The organism is Reticulibacter mediterranei, from assembly GCF_016587455.1.
Genome location: NZ_BNJK01000001.1, coordinates 7,335,819 through 7,352,614, shown reverse-complemented (window position 1 = coordinate 7,352,614; position 16,796 = coordinate 7,335,819). Strand labels below are relative to the sequence as shown.

Genomic DNA, 16,796 nt, shown 5'->3' with positions numbered 1-16,796 from the left:
CAGCAACTCCCTCACTTACAATTACAATCGGAAACACTCTTTGAGCGAACGGCTAATTGCCCGCTCTCCGCCATTAACTGTGTGACTCGTACATGGCCGGTCAGAAGGTCGTGCATGAGTCCTTTTTTGAGCTGCTTGAGTTTGGCGAGTTCGTTTTCTTCGGCGGTGATGCGGGCATCGTGAGCATTCAAGATAGCGATAATTTCTTTTTGCTCCTCTCTAGAAGGAGCCAGGATGACTAAATTTTTGATACTACTCTGACTAATATTTTTCATACTGGCACTGCTGCCTGTAGCATGCATCTCAATTTGAGTTCGTACAAAGGGCATTTGGAGCATATAGAAGATGAATTCGCTGAGAGCATTTTTGGGGTTAACCTGTAGTCTCAGTGTTTTATCACATAACAAAAGTTGTGGACGAGGTTTGCTTACTAAACAAACTATCCCTACCAATTCAGAGGTATTTGCTCTTGACATCAGCAAATCACCATCGTGAACTTCATAAGCAGGCTTAATATAAGCAGGATTTGTAATCACTTTATTTTCTTCAGCACGGAAACCTGTGGGGTGAATCGCGCTGACTTTTAATATTCCCCAATCACCTGCTCCTGCTGGTTGATCAGGACAGTCTGGACTTTTCCCTGCGTCGATGCCTACGAGAAAAGATTTTAACAGTTGAATTTCCCATTTTTTAGGTAGTTTGATCCTTTTCTGCAAAAAGGATTCTTCTTTGAACTCTTCAGGATGCGCCACCGGATCGCGCACATCTCCATGTCCATCGATCCCCTTAGTAAGCAGGTCATGTAGCAAACCAATCTTCATTTGCTTGAGCTTAGCGATGAGTTGCTCGGTTTGTTGGATCTGGGTGTCGAGGGTATCAAGGATATTGGCAATAATCTTCTGCTCAAAAAGTGGTGGAAGAGGAATTTCTATTGTTTGGAGTTCACCACGGTTTAGTTTAGCTCTTGTTCCTCCTCTAATGTAGAACCGAATATCTTTATGAACTAAATTGTAGAATACCCAAAGATTAGTTGTAAGATATTTTGCACGTAAAACATGAGCATGATTATTTACCCATGCCTCTCCGTGAATCATGTAAGCGATAGGTTGATTCGCATAGTTATCAAAATTGCCTCCATCTTCTGCAAGAAGTATCAAATCTTCATTAAAAATTGGGCTGTCTATCCACCCCTGTTGTCCGTTAGCTCCATAATAGGGTACATGGCCTTGACGATTTTGCCGCTTTTCCTCACTGATAGGTCTTCGTAAATTGTCTAAGATGTCACAAGAAGTCCCTATAGTAGTCAATGACCATCCATTTGGCAAGTTGTAAGAATTAGTTGGCATACCCCAGCCCTTTCAAATACCCTGTTAACTTCCTCGCAGCCTCATCTCTTTTAGCCTCAATCTCCTGCAACGTCACGTTATACTTATCCCACCAATTTTCAATGGCAGCAATGACCTGCTGGCGGTGGGCGATGACGTAGCGTTCGAGCTGAGCAATGATGTTGTTATGAGTGATCTCAAGGATGTGGTATTCGCACTCCTCAGGAGTGAGCTGTTGGTGGCGAGCATCAAGATGCTGGAGGAAAGTATCGAGCAGGGCTTGCTGCTGTTTACGCGTGCGGCTGAGTCCTTCTATGATAGTATCGTAGTAGGTAAGCTGGCTCTTGATGGAAGCAATTTCCTGGAGTTCAGGGGCGAAAGTAGCTTCCAGGACCGAAATCTCATCCTGGGGCGCAACGGATTCTTCGGGAAAGAGTGCAGGCTGGACCTGGGCGTTGTTTTTACCACGCCTGGCACCGTTAAGCTTCTGTTTGAGTTCCTGGAGGCGTTGAAGTGGCTGTTGAAGCTCTTTTTCGAGAGCGGCCAGGCGGCTCTCTAACTCCTGGACATAATTGCGTTTAGTAGTTTCACCATTCTCTTCGCTGGATTCCTCTTCGGCTTCTGCATTTACGAGAAGAGCGTCTTCGTCTGTGCCATTTTCGTCGGAATCGGCCAGATCACCACGCTCGAATGCCTCTTTTTGCTGCTCCAACTCAGCGATGGCCTCGCGCGTTTCGGCAAACTGCTGAACATAATCTGGAAGCAAGCGACTGATAAGGGTATGGACGAGAATATAGTCGATGCGCTCGTTTCGGCTGAGACCTTTTTTCTTCTTATTACTCTTCTTTTTGCCTGTTGTGTTTTTGTCTCTAGAATTTTTCTCGGTCTGGTTGGGAATGTTCTCTTGGGGTTCCTCTAGCATGGAGTGGATTGTGCTGATCCAACTGGCAATCAAGCCGGTGAAACCCTGATTGGCGATAGTGAGAAGATCATACTGGCTCTCATTCCACCAGCTTGCGATCACACCGGCAATCTTATAGCGATCAAGGAGGCCAACAGGAGCGAGAGCTGTATTAAAGGTGCTCAGAAAATCGGCACGCAGGATCATCAGCTTCCCGGTAGTGGGCAAGTTGCGGAGATGGTGCTGATGAGCGAGCCACCAGCTTTCAAAAGAGGAGCGCAAGCGTTCTTCCTGAGCTTGCATCTCTGGTTGTGTAAGGAGAAGTGTTTTGATCGCACGACGCTCAGTAATCGATGGCCGGAAGTCATAGTAATGTTGATCACGCTTACTAAAAATAGCTGAAACGGGAAGAGCGTGAGCGGCAAGCAACTCTGACCTAGCAGCCACCTCAGCTTTAGGAATGCCGCCGGAAAGATGAGCACGCACATCGTGAGGCTCAGGAGGTGGCGCATTATCGGCGTAGCGGCGGATATTGAGGTTATAATCATTTTCGGGTTCCGCCAGTTTCTTACAGGTCACGACACTTGCATAGCCTTCAACACAGCGAAACTCCTCAAAAGTCGTCACGATCTTCTCGATATCTTCCGGGCGCAGAATATTTTGCGCGCCTCGCTCACCGTACTCAGCATCGGCGTTAATGAAAAGTACCTTACCCACCCGTTCTGGTAGCTTAGTCCCCTCTTTTCTCATTACCATAATGCAGGCTGGAATACCGGTGCCGTAGAACAGATTAGGAGGAAGGCCAATGACTGCCTCCAACCGATCCTTTGTGATAAGATCCTGGCGAATCACTTTCTCCATGCCACCACGAAAGAGGACGCCGTGAGGCATCACCGTCGCAATAATGCCGCCAAGATTGAGTACAGAGAGCATATGTTGCACGAACATCAGATCAGCTTTTTTTCCAGTTTCAGGACAGAAATGATCAAAACGGTCCTGAAACTGCATATCATCCTGTTTATAATCCTGGCTGAAGGGAGGATTACTGAGAATATAATCGAAACGCATCAACTTATCGTCAGCTTCCAGATGGGCTGGATTGAGGAGCGTATCGCCCTGTTTAATATCGGCGGTTTTGATGCCATGCAGGATCATATTCAGGCGACAAATGGACCAGGCATTGCCGTTCGGGTCCTGACCAAATAAATTAAGGGTATCTGGATTACCGCCGTGTTCATCGACATATTGTTTGGAAAGGATCAGCATACCTCCAGAGCCAACGCAGGGATCATAGATACGGGAATCCTCGCGAGGCTTCACAATGCGGACCATCAGACGGGCTACATCGCGAGGGGTGTAGAACTGGCCGCCCTTTCGGCCTTCTTCATCAGCGAACTCGCGGATGAGATATTCGTAGGCCGCACCTAAGAGATCCGGGAATTCAAAATCCTCGTTGCCCAGACGCACGGCACTGAAATGATCGATCAGAGCACGCAATTTTGCCTCTGGAATGGATTTGTTGCCAAAGGTGCGATCAAAACGGAGATCGAGAATATCTCTGAGAATTTCATTGGCTTTCATCAGTCCTTCAAGAGCGATGTTGAGCGTATTGGCAACGTTATTGCGCTGGGCCTCATCACAGATATGCTTCCAGCGGGAGAGTTTGGGGAGGAAGAAAGCCGTACGATAGTTCTCGGGGTACTCAACCTGCTCCAGGATTTTCTCCTCACTGTAGCCAAGAGATTGGTAATGCTGATAGAGACGTTTGTATTCAATATCGAACTCATCGGAACTACGCTTGAGGAAAAGCATGCCAAAAATAAATTGCTTGTAATCGGAGGCATCGATGGAGCCTCGTAAAATATCAGCCGCTGCGAACAGATGGCGTTCGAGCTGGGGCAGGGTTAATCTTGCCATAACTTATTTAAAATTCTCGCATGTTGTACAGTAACATAAGTCAAACAGAGATATCTCTCCAAAACCTGTTGCCACGGTAACAAGTCAGTGATGCGGCTCTTGCCCAGAGCCGTTTCCTACATCTCATCTAAAGCCTTTGTTGATGCAAAATTTGGCCTCAGAAATTGCTTTATTTGCCATATCTTTGTTTGGCCTTCTAGCTGCAATCTAAGAGATTACTGGTCTCCATTTACTACGTGAGAAGAGTTCTCTTCATCAGGAACTTCCTCTATTAACTCACCAGGCGAGACTCCGAGCACTCTTGCAAGTTTTCCGAGTGTTATGGTCGTCGTAGCATAAAAAGGGTCAGAGTAGATGCGCTTAATCGTCTTATAAGATACATCTGCTGCCCTATGAAGTTTGCCCATGCTTATGCCCTTTTCTTGAGCAACCTCTTTGACCCGTAAACGTACTGCCATATCTCGTCTTCTCACCTATTGTTTGACGAGATTGTATCAAGGTACTCCCCTCAGGAGTAGTCGCCATATAGTAGACTACATAGTAAGCGTCCTACCTACATGGGTACTCTTATATGTCCGATATCAATAAGAAGAGAAAGGTTGTAACCATGTAACTAGCAGAATAGAACAGAAATGAGCAGCACGCAGAAACAATATGACATCTATGGCCCCACACATAGGTGGGAAGCTAGCTGGCTAGTTCTGCCTGAAGGTAAACCCTGCTACAATCCTGTGTATTACGTATAAGGGCAGTTAGCCAATGGCAGTACGTTTACGGATCAGAGAGATTGCTAGAGAGCGAGGCTTTAGTATGGGAAAGCTTCAACGAGATGCTGATGTAGCTTATAACACAGTGAAGCGCATGTTCAAAGATCCATACTATGTCACTACTACAGAGACGCTGGGAAAGCTGGCGAGAGCACTGGGCGTTTCTCCTGGGGAACTCATTGAAGAAGTACCAGATGATGCGCCAGATAAACGTGTGTAGCAATACTAAAAGGATACTAATCTTATCAAATAACATTAGTATCTATAAGGGTTCATTATGAAGAGAAGAAAGAAGCAAAAGGAAAGCCGCTTCAAAACTGCGACTGGCTCTCGGCCTTCAAAACCAAGAATTATAGAAATAGGGCTAAAGGATGTCGTCACCTACATTAAACGTGTGGAAGAACAGGTAACACCACTGATAGAAGCACATAGACTCTCTCCTGCGGATGGATTTTTCTTATTAGCTCAACGTGTCCGAATACTTATCACTGGTGAACCTTATCCCTCAGCCAAAAGTATAACAGCGATAGCTAATGATATCAAAGTAATCTGGCAGGCTGGCCTATATACGCCAGCTCCCTCATTTCCCTACTCTTTAGATACCATACTTGAAGACGAAAAGAAGGTTCTTGCGACGAAAAGGGAGTATTCACAGCTTTTTCTGCCATTTTCCTCTAAGGAAAATGACATATCAGTTGGCATGGCTGAAATAGCCGCGGGAATTGTAATGCATCCAGAAACTCATCTATGGCAGATCTGGATGATAGTTGGTGCTCCGTGCATCTTTATTGGCGCTTACCATGATCCAGATAGCGCTCAACATTATTTGGGGCTGGTGCTGGATGCCATGAGGAAAGGCGTTACGAAGTTTGAAGTGGAGCAGCTCTACGAGAAGATCCAGGCTAATGGAGAAGATGTGCCAAAGCAGATACCATTTGATATGATGCGCTATCTGATGGATCACCTGCACCTCTATAAGATTAGATTTTAGCTGCGCATACTTGGTCTGGTCGCTGTGATATCGCAAATGTTGGCTCTGGTCAGAAAGAGAATATTCATGCTTTCGTACTTCCATGAAGCACCCTCATCTTCCTTTCCTATTTGGGAGATAGATATCCCAGACATTCCATCTCGAAGTTGTTTATATAGTCTAGCTCCTCTTGGCCTTGGCAGCCCCTTTGTTGAATCATTGACTAGCTATATATGCCGACTTGCATATGAGCATCATATACATACAGGAACAATGCTTCAGCATATCGTTGCCCCACTTATCTCTAAGCACTATATTGCTGGTGATCAAAGCCGAAATATTAGCAGTTTCTTGCGTTATGCAACTCCGATAAATGGTAACGGCGTTATGGCATCTGACTGGGTCAATATATTGGCTCTACTAACCGCTCGCAACGATCTTTCCCAACTGACCATGCTTGCTGTGGCTAATGCTGTATCACATCGTAATCTATTTCAACCAACTAGGCAATGGTGCCCAATTTGCTATAGCGAATGGCAGCGCCAGAATGCTCCTATTTATGAACCGCTTTTCTGGTCAATCAGTGGCGTAAACATTTGTCTGGAGCATCATCGTTTGTTAGAAAAGCGGTGCCCGCATTGTCTCTCGCATCTTCCGTGGCTTGCTTGGCGATCTCGCCCTGGCTACTGTTCGGGTTGTGGTAGGTGGTTAGGAAACATTGGCAACGCTAATCAGATTGAGGAAAAAGATATCTATATTGCTGAAATGACGGGAAATTTCTTGGCCTATATTTCATCAGCGTCAATTTCAGTATCAAGAGATGTTTTTGTTAAATCATTGAGTGAACTTATTTCTATCACGACTGAAGGTAACATTGCGGCATTTGCGCGTTGCCTTGAACTACCCAAAGTTACTCTATGGGAACTTGTACAAGGGCGTTTTCCTCCATCACTGCCTTTCTTATTCCGGCTTTGTTTACAATTTCGCCTTTCTCTGCTCCAACTACTTGTTGGACTGGATGATACTTTGCCTGATTCTTATTCGCCCAAGAAATCAGTAATAAAAGAAGATTTGCGTCGTTTTTTTGATCGTGCGAAGGTAAGGCAGGCCCTTGAAGAGATCCTCTCCGATCAGCAGCACGAACCAGTTTCTATGTAGGCGGTGGCACAACAACTAGGTCATCATGCGAGAACAATATCGACTCATTTCCCTGAGCACTGCCGAACAATCTCTCTTCGCTATAAAGAGTATCGCAGACAACAGGGAGAGCATAGAAAATCTCTTCTGCAAGCTCAGATTCATGAAGCAGCTCTCATTGTACAAAACCGGGGAATGAATCTTACCTACCAACGCGTGGGTGCTGTATTGGGAAAACCGGGATGTTTTCGAGAATATGAGATGCGTCGCGCATTTCTAGATGCTCGTCATCAGTTAGATGGGGATGTTTCTAATCATGATAGGGATCACAAAAAGATATGAAGATGGGATAGTAGGACTTTTAGGTGTAAGTTTTTACTATTTTCGCAAATGCCAAGCACGGTTCTGGTTCATTCACTGAGAAAAGCCGTGTCTGTCTGAATGAGTAGGTTATGATTGTGCATTAGAAGAGTAGCCGTCGTATCCTGAAATAGGAGTAATAGTATGCTTCAACCACTTGATTTTTCTTTGTGGTGTGACAAGCTAAAATTCCCTGAGGCTACCTGTAAAAAAATTCAGGAGATTCGCTCATCTGAACCAGTACGTAACAGGCAAAGCCGAGTCGGAAATTGGACAGGACGTTACCCAAGCAAGAAAATGAAACGAACAATCCAGTTTGAGAGTCGGACCGTAGAATTCCCAGCCATCTACAACATGGAAAATGATGACATGGTACTAGAGCTCTATGATCAACCATCAAAAATAGAAATGCGTTATATGTCCAGTGGAGAGCATCCTAGACCTGTTGTATTTTGGAATACGCCAGACTTTTTTGTGTTATATGCTGATAGTGCAGGATGGGAGGAATGGAAACCGGAAGAGCAGCTAAAAGAGCTTGCCAAATCTATGGCTAATCGGTATCAACTGGACGGAGAAGGCAATTGGCGTTGTCCACCCGGCGAAGCCTATGCTGCTCGCTATGGACTTAAGTACCGAGTGCGATCTGACGCTGAGTTGAACCCTATTTACCTACGCAATTTGAGATTTATAGAAGATCTAGTAAGAGAGTCATGTGCGCAAGTTGACCCAGTAGCTTTAAAAGTTTTGCAGAACTTATTTTCTGAAGAGCCAGTAATAACTTTTGCGGAGCTCTTAGAGCAGCTTGAAGCTCAGCATATCTATCATGCATTACTCCTTAAACATATCTATGTAAATCTTGCAGTTGCACCTCTTGCTGATAGTAAATATGTGCATTTCTTTCGTGATCAGGAAGTAGCACGTGCTTATATTATTCTCGATGAGAATCCGTATCGACCTGCGAGGCCTCAATATGTGGATGTTGGAATAGGTCAGGATATTGTTTGGGATGGTCGTGTGTGGACGATTTGTAACATTGGAGAAACTGCCTTTTATATGCGGTCAGAACAAAAGGATTGGGCAGAAATATCGAAAGAGGATTTTCAGGCCTGGGTAGTACAAGGAAAGATTATTCAGCCTGACAATAATAAAAAGACAGATACTAGAGGTATAAGTGAAAACGGGCACGAGATTCTGTCTAAAGCAGGCATGAAAGATTATGAAGCTGCAAACAAAAGGCACTCACTACTACAGCAGTATCGTGCAGGTGCTACGCCAGAAACACTGCAAGTTCCCTATCGGACCCTACGTGATTGGGAGAAAAAGTGGGAGAAAGCCGAGCGCGATTATGGTCATGGATATATTGGATTGCTGGCTAGGTATCAACGTTCTGGCAACGCCCAGAGGAAGTTACCTCAAGTTTCCATAGACAAAATGATAGAGCACATTAAAAACGATTATGAGACTGACAGACAAAAGGTTCGTGTCCATTCCTGGGCACAACTAGCTCATGCTTGTGAAACAGAGGGTATACCAACTCCGACCTATAAAACTTTTTGCAAGGAAATAAAGAAGCGTAAAGGATATGAACAGACGCTGAGACGCAAAGGGCGTCGAGCGGCCTATCAGGAGAAAACGATGTATCTTATGCTTGACCAGTGTACTCCTCGTCACGGTGACTTCCCTTTTCAGGTTGTTCATCTCGATCATGATCAGCTAGATGTGGTATTGCGATCCTCTCGTACGGGCAAAGTGTTGGGAAAACCCTGGGCTACAGTTATGACAGATGCCTATTCTCGGCGTGTTCTTGCTGTCTATCTAACATTTGACGATCCAAGTTATCGTTCGGATATGATGGTCTTACGAGAATGTGTACGGAGGCATGGGCGTTTACCGCAAACCCTCGTAGTGGATAGAGGATCGGACTTCGGCAGCACCTATTTTGAAACGTTGCTGGCGTTTTACGATATCACAAAGTTAGAGCGTCCTTCTGCTGAACCTCGTGCTGGATCAGTTATTGAGCGTTTGTTTGGTACCACCAATACGAGCTTTATTAATAACGTTATGGCAAATACACAGAACACGAAGAAGCCCCGAGAAATGACTAAAAGTGTTGATCCCTATCGTAAAGCGAAATGGACCTTACCAGCATTTTATAGAAGATTATGTGAGTGGTTTTATGAGGTTTACGATCAGCGTATGCACTCTGCTCTTGAGCAGTCTCCACGAGATGAGTTTATCGCGGGTATAAAGCTAAGTGGAGTGCGATCCTATCGTATGATCCCATACGATGAAACCTTTCTTATGATGACTTTACCTACTACATCGCAGGGGAAGGCAAAAGTCATTCCTGGACGAGGAGTGAAGATTCATTATGAATTTTACTGGGCAGATGCGTTTAAGAACCCTGATGTTGAAAATACTGAAGTACTCCTACGATATGATCCGTTCGATATAAGCAGAGCTTTTGCGTTTGTGAAAGGCCAATGGATTCAGTGTCTTGCGGCTCACTATTCTATCCTGCGCAATCATTCTGAACGTGAGTTAAAAATGGTTTCCGCAGAATTACGGAAGCGACGTTCCGTCCATGCTCAACATTTCACGCTTACAATGAAACAGATTGCTGAGTTTCTTACTTCTGTTGAGGCTGAAGAAAAGTTTGGGATACAACGCCTCTATGATGCAGAATCACGGGAAATTTTGCAAGTTATTGATGCAAGTTACGTCAATCAGTTTCAGGCTTTACAAGCATCTTCTATGCCTCCACAAATACAAGATGAAGAAGTCGATGATAAAGATGATGTGGAAATATATGGAGAGTATTAGCGATGTCGAAACCAGATGAGTCCCAGGCTGAGGGTGATAATTTGCCTGTGGACCGTAAAAAGTATGCAGTAATGACTAAGGATGAACGTTTGCAGGAATTCAAGCGTACTGTTGCTCATCCGCATTTGAAGGCTGCAGATCAATCTTTGCGGGAAGCGATTCGTGAGCCTGGTGGAGCTTCTCTCATTCTAGTATATGGCCCTGCAAGGGTCGGCAAAACTACAATGAAAAATCACGTGATAAAAGAAATTATCACAGAGATGCTGCCAGCGCTTCAGGAGGATCGGGAGCAAATTCCAATTGTTAGTATACTGCCAAGACCTCCGATGAATAATTCTTTTAGCTGGAAAGATTTTTTGCAGAGCGCTCTTATTGCCCTGGAAGAGCCTTTGATCGATCACAAAGTTCTCTTAAATACTGGGAATGGCGAGGGCGAGATGGAGGCAACCTGGTCTGCAAAAACAAGACGACGAACGCCAGAGGGAACTAAAGATGCTTTGCGTGTTTCGTTCGAGACTGCTATCCGCCGTCGTCGCCCTAGAGCAGTTATTATTGACGAAGCACAACACTTGGGTAAGGTGAGTGGAGGTCGTCAGCTTCAAAATCAACTAGATTGCATCAAGTCCTTAGCTGATATTACAGAAACGGTCCACGTTCTCATTGGTACATATGAGTTATTGCCACTACGAAATTTAAGTGCTCAGCTCATTGGGCGTAGTTTGGATATCCACTTTCCCAGATACCACACGACAAAAAAAGAATTATCACAGTTTAAAAATATCCTGGGAACGTTCCAGCAGCGCTTACCTTTTGCAGAGGAAACAGATGTACTCCTAAAAAATTGGGAATTCTGTTACGAACGGTCCATTGGATGTCTAGGCAACCTCCGGCTGATGCTTATACGCGCGGTTCGAGCCGCAATGGAGGCAAATGAAAAGACATTGAGCTTGAAACTGCTAGAAAAACATGCATTTTCTGAAGCCGAACTTTTTGAAATGATGGTAGAAGCCCATGAAGGCGAAAAAGAACTCGCTGCCAAGCCAGAACAACATACCAAATTACGGGAGATGCTGGGTTTGTATCCTACAGGAGAAGGTAAGCCAGAAACTTCATCCGAGACACAGCAAAATCAGAGTACCCCATTGCCTAATCAAGAAGCTAAATACCTTGAAGTTGCACAAACTAATGGGAATAAGTCAGAGACTAGAGAAAAGGTTGCTGATGAAGTTTCTAAAGTGTCAAAAAAGGCAAAATCGCGTATTTCTCAGCCTGGACGACGTAATCCGAAACGTGACAGAACCGGTCAAGTTATACCTTCTCCTGAGAATAAATCGGTATGAGTATTTCGGACATAGATCAGATAGAATGCTATAAGATATGGGATGTCAACATTCCTTCCGTTCCTCCGCGTAGTCGCTTATATAGCCTGGAACCAATTGGTATTGGAACGCCATACGTGGAAAGTTTAACTAGCTATGTTACGCGCCTAGCTCAGGTACATTGTGTGACTCTGCAAGCTTTGGTAATGAAAATAATTTTGCCAGAACTCGAACGATTCAATGATGCCCTCGATTATGGATATCACTTCAATAATTTTCGGATTGAGAATATATCAACTCTTAATGGTATAAGCCCTATTTCTGCCATGTGGGTAGAAGTATTGCAAAATTTAACTTCTCGGCAAGATCTACGTTTTTTGACGTTACTAACTTGGAGAAATGTGCTTGCAGTTGATAGATTACTCTGTAAACATAAAAGATGGTGTTTACTGTGCTTGGAAGAATGGAAACAGAGACAAGAACCCATATATGAGCCTCTTATTTGGACACTTAATGGTATTGATATTTGCTTACGGCACAAACGATTACTAACAATAGAATGTCCTCAATGTTTGAAGAGACAACCTATATTGACAAAAATAACTCTTCCAGGACATTGTTCGTTTTGTGAAGGTTGGCTCGGAGATGTTTTCAATTTTGAACCTACGGAATTAGTTGTATGCGATACAAAGGAGGCTAGCCAGCAATGTTGGGTTGTTGAGGGTGTTGGAGAAATGCTTGAGGCCGCCCCGAATTTATTAGAGATACCTCAGCAAGGACATTTTGCATTTGTGATCAATGCTTATATGGAAAATATGGCAAAAAGTCGTATGAATGCATTTGCTCGTTTGCTCAATATAACAGCAGCAAGCCTATGGGGTTATATTAGAAAAGAAGATTTACCTTATATTTACTCTTTTTTGCATATATGTTATACATTATCTATTTTCTTGTTTAAACTAACAGCTTTTTACGGAAGACGGCAAGCCGTTCCGTGAAAAGAGCGAAAACGCATGAAAAAGCCAATCAGCTGTCTATTTTGGGACCAGTGGAGGCACTTTCGGCTTCTGATGAATGATGTGAAAGCGCTCAGCTTTGCGAATCGTGGCCCCTTTAGGTCTCCCTGGCGATTTTCCGCGAGGTCGTGGAGAACGAGCAGGAGTGCCCAATTGTGGCAACAATTTGCTCATCGCTCGACGCACCTGTTGCGGGGAAAGCTCGCGGTGTCGGTTTTCCCACGGGCGAAGCTGAGGAGTAACCAAGTAACGAGAAAGCACCAGCACATTGTGGGCAATTGCCACCAGATGGCTCCAGCGCTCAAACTGTTCTGGGGTCCGCAACTTGGGCTTGTCCCACAGCAGACTTTGTTTGTCAAAACGATACCCATGTTCTTGGCTGAAGCGATGGACGTAGCTCAGAGTGGCGGCAGGCAGATCAGCGCTTGCTTGTCCAATCCAGACAAACCAACTGACTCGTGGATCACACTTGGTTCGCTTGGCCTGTGGGCGTTCCACGCGGATCACGCACAGCTTCAACCAGCCAGCCTCCTTGAGCGTGAGCTTGTGCCACCAACGCAGTTGCACCGGGCGTCCAACAGTATCAGAGCCAGACCACGTGCCGTCTGGGTCGCTGTGCGTTGTCACATCGCAGGGCTGCAATTTCTCTCCGCGTTTGCGTGGGGCACCACGTTTGCCTGTTGGCGCTGGAGCTGGACGGTAAAAACAGCGATTCTTCTTGAGTCGAATCAACGTGCCTTGAACGGGCAAGGTACTCAATTGACACCACAACCAAGCAGAATCATAGCCCCGATCCATCAAAATGATCGTGTCAGTCGGCAACTGGGGAGCAAGCTCCCTCAACTGCGTCCAAGCCATCTGCTGAGCAGTGATCGCGGTCTCGATCCTCTGCACCGAGAGGACATAGGTCCAACTACTAGGCTGCTCCGGCAATGCCACCACCGTCGAAAATTGCCAGCCATACGTCCTGGCCGTTTCGCCTTCCGGCAAATTGTGAACCATTTGGGCGCTGCGATCTGCCGAGGTGACAGCTTTCAGACGGGCGATCCCGGTGGCATCCACCGCCAAGCGCAAGGGAGAACAAGAGGCTGGGCGGAAGTTTACCAAGACCTCTCGCAGGTGCTTTTCATTGATGCGCCCATCTTCCAGCGCTTCGTAGACGCTTCCCCAGCCCCGCTCAAAATGCGGAGACAGCGACAATTCTGGCAACGAGTGCGCTCGATCCTCTGTCACCAATGCATCCAACAGATTGAACAGGGCATCTTTGGCCCGTTCCAACGTCCCATACACCGCGTGACGAAAGGCTTTGAGTGTGTTAAGGTGCATACGAGTTTTGCTCCTTGTATCTTTGGGTTGATACTGGAACTTTACTCGGTTGAGCGACCTTTCGCAAGATCGGTCGCTCTCTTTTGCTCCGTTAGTTTAAACAAGAAATCTATTGCACCTTTAAATTTTTTGACGATGCAAGAAAATCAATTTCCAAAAACTGAGGTATTGGCCGTAGGTCAATGGTCAATAATGGCGTCAGGTAGAGGGATTAAGGTGAAGATCGATGATATCCGGCGAATACGTGAAATTTTAACTAATGTGCTGACGATTGAAAATGCAGAGTTTTATCCAAGCTTGTCTGAGATCGCGACACAGCTAGGTTTAGATGCTAAAACTTTAAGAAAGTATTACCCTGAATTATGCAAGGCGATTGTTGAGCGACAACATCGAATAATTAATGAAGAGGCTCTCCTTTTGATAAAGAAAACATTGGAACGTACGTTGAATAGTGAAGAATATTTGCCTTTAACGGCCGTTGTTAGAGAGACAGGTTATGGCGCAACAACACTACATAGATATTTCCCTGTTCTTTGCAAAGCGATTATAACTAAGAGGCAAGAACGGTTTGAGTATGCGAGAATTGAGAGAAGGTTGAATGAAGTATTAAATTCTAGTGAAGAAGTACCATCTGTGAATGAATTGGCAAGGGAAATGAATTACCCAGCGTACATTTTTCGTGATAATTTTAGGAATCTTTGTCAGCAAATTTCAGCACGACGCTCTGCAGAGCGTAAAGCGCGGCATACAGAAAAACAGGCGGCAATAGCTGAAGATATTTGCCAAGCAGTTCTTCAGCTTCATAAACAGAAAATTTACCCCAGTATAAGGCAAGTTTGCAGGATTTTAGAAGATAAGCATGTATTGCGTTCAAGAAAAAATCATGAGGTATGGCTGTTAGCGCTACAAGATCTCGGCTATACATAGAAAAACTAATAAGAGGTGTATAACGGCTTCATTATTATCTACCTTGCTCTATAGCTGGCTAATCATTCAAAACAATTTCTTAGCTGATTAAAAACCTGCATGTTTTTTACTGGTCAAAGAGGAAGCATAGTTTTGCAACGAAAAAGAGAAGCATAGTTTTACAGATTCTGCAAAACCTATGGGTTAAATTACAAGCGCGCTCTGCTTGGGAATTCCACCGTAACTCCGAAATGAAATGAACACGAAGGGGCCAAATGCCTTTAGAAACCTCCGAAATATTCCAGTGTAACTCCGAAAAAAGTACGAACACCTATTGTCAAACAATACATCTATTTCTCGCTTACCCAAAGTATCTGGAACCGTTATGAGATGAACTTACAAGTGTGGCGCTATTGCTGTACCTGTGACGCATGCCGTTGCAGGCATTTCTGCTTAATCTGTTCAGGGAACTTCTTCTTTTCTAAATGAGATCGGCATCATAGGGTGGCAGAGAGATAAAATTCAACAGCCGCAACTAGAACAGGTTATCCAGACGACTTTGCAATAGTTTGAGGGCGTGATAGCCTAGCGCACAACTCATTGACGAAAAGTTATGTGCTTTGTTGATGCTGTAAAACGAGCTTGACTGTGATCTGACGTGCTTCTGTTTTTATATCCATGAATTGGAGAGGTATAGAATATAAGTGAGATAATAGCCGTCCAAATGCTACAAAAATACTTTTGCGTTGCTGAAGCACAGCTGAAGAAGGAGTCATGCAATCACTACGAAAATCTTCGATAAGATGAATCAATAAGATTGTTTGCTCATTTGCCTCGTTAATCAGAGGCAAAAATCGAAAACTCAAAATAGTGAATGCTATGGGGAGGCTGGTAATATCGCTATGAAAAAGTTGACAAAAGCTGTGGAGTTTTAATTGTACCTCCTGAAGCGTATTGACTGCTCTATTGCATTGAACGGGACGAATGGTTCCACGTCCTCTAAAGGGAATACTGCTTTCGTTTAGTGTGGCTTCCATCTCTTCGATTATCATGAGATGATTGTGTACGATCTCACAAAAAGTGTAGAGATGAAACAGAGCTACTATTCTTTGCTCATCACCTGCCGTGCGCGTTGTTCTGTTTGACATAGGTTTGCTGCTCCTGAGCGCCATACAAAAAGCATTACCTAAAGTATGCAACAAAAAAAACGCTTTTTCAAGACCAATCGAATAGCAAGGCATCAAGCAATAGATGAACAGCATATTTACAATCAAGTAAACATGTGTAATACTCAGAAACGCCAATAGAGTATGAGAGCGCTTCTTGAAAAAGTGAGCGGACCTCGAAAAACTTTTTTATCTCGTGGTCAAAATTAATACCCGGAGGTTGTTTTTTTCTTTTAAGAAAGCTGTAGAAGTCACTATCAAGGATAAGAAGGACATCCTTCATTTCTTCAAGATCCCGCTCCTTGATTTTTTTGACCTTCGTGATTGTATCAATTTTCGTGTATATCCTGTATAGACGCCTATTATAGGCATCTATCCCTGAAGAACGAAAGTTTATTTTGCGCCCTAAATCATAGCATAAGAGATACATGTAATAACGAGATTTTTGTAGCTCCATGAAATGTACCTTCTTCGCTTTACCCTGCCGTCGTGCTGACAAGAAGCTTCCTATCGCGCGATTAAGCTCTTTCATATGAGCATTCAAATCGATATCTAGTGACTCTTTTCCATGAAGAAAATCATAGAAGCCCTGATAAATCACGTTGAGGCCATTCTCAATATCGTTGAGGTCGTCGTCCTGGATTGGTATTTTTTGGAGCAAAAAAAACATTGCTTCCAGCATCCCCAGATAAATCTCAAATTTCTCTTGAGACGAAGCTGTCTGAATGTCATAAACATTATGCTGGCGAGCAATACGATTGAGCAAGCCAGCTCTGGCATCTGCCATATGGCATAATCCATTGTATGGTACAAACCACGTTTTCTCATTCGACTCAAAGGATGAATTTCTATTTCTAATGTTT

At 44.3% G+C, this 16,796-nt stretch carries 13 protein-coding genes; 7 read left to right on the top strand and 6 right to left on the bottom strand.

Annotation, left to right across the window (positions count from 1 at the left end; all coding sequences use genetic code 11):
• Nucleotides 1-11: 11 nt before the first annotated feature.
• The 3 genes from K3T83_RS31740 to K3T83_RS31730 form a co-directional block, all read right to left on the bottom strand.
• Nucleotides 12-1,346, bottom strand: coding sequence for a restriction endonuclease subunit S (locus K3T83_RS31740; protein ID WP_220206931.1), 1,335 nt, complete (start codon nt 1,344-1,346; stop codon nt 12-14).
• Nucleotides 1,336-4,143 carry a type I restriction-modification system subunit M gene (locus tag K3T83_RS31735; RefSeq protein ID WP_220206930.1) on the bottom strand — a complete coding sequence of 936 codons (2,808 nt, stop codon included), beginning with the start codon at nt 4,141-4,143 and terminating at the stop codon, nt 1,336-1,338. The genes K3T83_RS31740 and K3T83_RS31735 overlap by 11 nt, the downstream gene beginning before the upstream one ends.
• A 215-nt stretch (nt 4,144-4,358) precedes the next feature.
• Nucleotides 4,359-4,601 carry a helix-turn-helix domain-containing protein gene (locus tag K3T83_RS31730; protein ID WP_220206929.1) on the bottom strand — a complete coding sequence of 81 codons (243 nt, stop codon included), beginning with the start codon at nt 4,599-4,601 and terminating at the stop codon, nt 4,359-4,361.
• A gap of 301 nt (nt 4,602-4,902) precedes the next feature.
• Here K3T83_RS31730 and K3T83_RS31725 point away from each other — a divergent pair, with 301 nt between their 5' ends.
• From K3T83_RS31725 to K3T83_RS31700, 6 genes are all read left to right on the top strand, one after another.
• Complete coding sequence (locus tag K3T83_RS31725; RefSeq protein WP_220206928.1) at nt 4,903-5,130, top strand: helix-turn-helix domain-containing protein; 228 nt, start codon at nt 4,903-4,905, stop codon at nt 5,128-5,130.
• 57 nt (nt 5,131-5,187) lie between these two features.
• The gene (locus tag K3T83_RS31720) at nt 5,188-5,901 is read left to right on the top strand and encodes a hypothetical protein (protein WP_220206927.1); all 714 of its coding nucleotides are present in this window, start codon (nt 5,188-5,190) and stop codon (nt 5,899-5,901) included.
• Nucleotides 5,902-5,937: 36 nt separating this feature from the next.
• Nucleotides 5,938-7,038, top strand: a complete 1,101-nt coding sequence (locus K3T83_RS31715; protein ID WP_308441695.1) for a TniQ family protein — start codon at nt 5,938-5,940, stop codon at nt 7,036-7,038.
• Between the two features lie 483 nt (nt 7,039-7,521).
• The gene (locus tag K3T83_RS31710) at nt 7,522-10,200 is read left to right on the top strand and encodes a TnsB C-terminal domain-containing protein (protein WP_220206925.1); all 2,679 of its coding nucleotides are present in this window, start codon (nt 7,522-7,524) and stop codon (nt 10,198-10,200) included.
• 2 nt (nt 10,201-10,202) lie between these two features.
• Nucleotides 10,203-11,540 (top strand): ATP-binding protein, encoded by a 1,338-nt coding sequence (locus tag K3T83_RS31705; RefSeq protein WP_220206924.1) that lies wholly within the window; start codon nt 10,203-10,205, stop codon nt 11,538-11,540.
• Entirely contained in the window at nt 11,537-12,517 is a 981-nt protein-coding gene (locus K3T83_RS31700; protein ID WP_220206923.1) for a TniQ family protein, read from the top strand. The genes K3T83_RS31705 and K3T83_RS31700 overlap by 4 nt, the downstream gene beginning before the upstream one ends.
• 36 nt (nt 12,518-12,553) lie before the next feature.
• Here the strand turns inward: K3T83_RS31700 and K3T83_RS31695 are convergent, their stop codons facing one another.
• Nucleotides 12,554-13,861 carry an NF041680 family putative transposase gene (locus K3T83_RS31695; protein WP_220206922.1) on the bottom strand — a complete coding sequence of 436 codons (1,308 nt, stop codon included), beginning with the start codon at nt 13,859-13,861 and terminating at the stop codon, nt 12,554-12,556.
• 216 nt (nt 13,862-14,077) lie between these two features.
• On the opposite strand from K3T83_RS31695, the gene K3T83_RS31690 reads away from it, so the two are divergent.
• On the top strand, nt 14,078-14,788 hold the full coding sequence (locus tag K3T83_RS31690; RefSeq protein WP_220206921.1) for a hypothetical protein: 711 nt from the start codon (nt 14,078-14,080) through the stop codon (nt 14,786-14,788).
• A 590-nt stretch (nt 14,789-15,378) separates the two neighbouring features.
• On the opposite strand, the gene K3T83_RS31685 is transcribed toward K3T83_RS31690, so the two are convergent.
• The gene (locus tag K3T83_RS31685) at nt 15,379-15,915 is read right to left on the bottom strand and encodes a hypothetical protein (RefSeq protein WP_220206920.1); all 537 of its coding nucleotides are present in this window, start codon (nt 15,913-15,915) and stop codon (nt 15,379-15,381) included.
• Between the two features lie 67 nt (nt 15,916-15,982).
• Nucleotides 15,983-16,720, bottom strand: coding sequence for a hypothetical protein (locus K3T83_RS31680; RefSeq protein WP_220206919.1), 738 nt, complete (start codon nt 16,718-16,720; stop codon nt 15,983-15,985).
• Between the last annotated feature and the right edge of the window lie 76 nt (nt 16,721-16,796).

Bases quoted from the DNA above. Each gene is read 5' to 3' on its own strand.
- K3T83_RS31740 (WP_220206931.1), bottom strand. From the start codon at position 1,346: ATGCCAACTAATTCTTACAACTTGCCAAATGGATGGTCATTGACTACT.
- K3T83_RS31680 (WP_220206919.1), bottom strand. From the start codon at position 16,720: ATGGCAGATGCCAGAGCTGGCTTGCTCAATCGTATTGCTCGCCAGCAT.
- K3T83_RS31735 (WP_220206930.1), bottom strand. From the start codon at position 4,143: ATGGCAAGATTAACCCTGCCCCAGCTCGAACGCCATCTGTTCGCAGCG.
- K3T83_RS31715 (WP_308441695.1), top strand. From the start codon at position 5,938: ATGTTGGCTCTGGTCAGAAAGAGAATATTCATGCTTTCGTACTTCCAT.
- K3T83_RS31720 (WP_220206927.1), top strand. From the start codon at position 5,188: ATGAAGAGAAGAAAGAAGCAAAAGGAAAGCCGCTTCAAAACTGCGACT.
- K3T83_RS31730 (WP_220206929.1), bottom strand. From the start codon at position 4,601: ATGGCAGTACGTTTACGGGTCAAAGAGGTTGCTCAAGAAAAGGGCATA.
- K3T83_RS31700 (WP_220206923.1), top strand. From the start codon at position 11,537: ATGAGTATTTCGGACATAGATCAGATAGAATGCTATAAGATATGGGAT.
- K3T83_RS31685 (WP_220206920.1), bottom strand. From the start codon at position 15,915: ATGTCAAACAGAACAACGCGCACGGCAGGTGATGAGCAAAGAATAGTA.
- K3T83_RS31710 (WP_220206925.1), top strand. From the start codon at position 7,522: ATGCTTCAACCACTTGATTTTTCTTTGTGGTGTGACAAGCTAAAATTC.
- K3T83_RS31695 (WP_220206922.1), bottom strand. From the start codon at position 13,861: ATGCACCTTAACACACTCAAAGCCTTTCGTCACGCGGTGTATGGGACG.
- K3T83_RS31725 (WP_220206928.1), top strand. From the start codon at position 4,903: ATGGCAGTACGTTTACGGATCAGAGAGATTGCTAGAGAGCGAGGCTTT.
- K3T83_RS31705 (WP_220206924.1), top strand. From the start codon at position 10,203: ATGTCGAAACCAGATGAGTCCCAGGCTGAGGGTGATAATTTGCCTGTG.